This is a genomic window from Micromonospora sp. DT201 (genome assembly GCF_049841575.1).
In the GTDB taxonomy this organism is placed as follows: domain Bacteria; phylum Actinomycetota; class Actinomycetes; order Mycobacteriales; family Micromonosporaceae; genus Micromonospora.
Map to the genome: position 1 here is coordinate 1 of NZ_JBNCKP010000087.1, position 407 is coordinate 407.

1 protein-coding gene is annotated in these 407 nt (G+C 68.1%); it reads left to right on the forward strand.

Annotated features, from left to right (window positions below; genetic code table 11):
* Positions 1-26: 26 nt before the first annotated feature.
* Positions 27-407 (forward strand): ketoacyl-synthetase C-terminal extension domain-containing protein (locus ACLQ28_RS34525; protein ID WP_425690450.1); only part of this gene is annotated, 381 nt, incomplete at its 3' end.

The following is a 407-nucleotide window of genomic DNA, read 5'->3' on the forward strand; positions in this document are numbered from 1 at the left end:
CCGCGGGTGTCGCGGGTGTGATCAAGATGGTGATGGCGATGCGGCATGGGGTGTTGCCGCGGACGTTGCATGTGGATCAGCCTTCGCCACATGTGGATTGGTCGGCGGGTGAGGTTTCTTTGCTCACGTCGGCCGCGATGTGGCCGGAGAGTGGCCGGCCGCGTCGTGCGGGTGTGTCGTCGTTCGGGGTGAGTGGCACGAATGCGCACGTGATCCTGGAACAAGCCCCCGCCGTCGATCCGGCCCCGGTCATGGGCCCGACCGTCGATGCGCTTGTGGCTTCGGCCGTGGGTGCGGCCGTTGGTGTGGCCCCGGAATCGGCCGTGGGTTCGGTCGTGGATTCGGCCTCGGTGGTGGGGCCGTTGGTGGTGTCGGCGCGGAGTGAGGGTGCGTTGCGGCGTTATGCC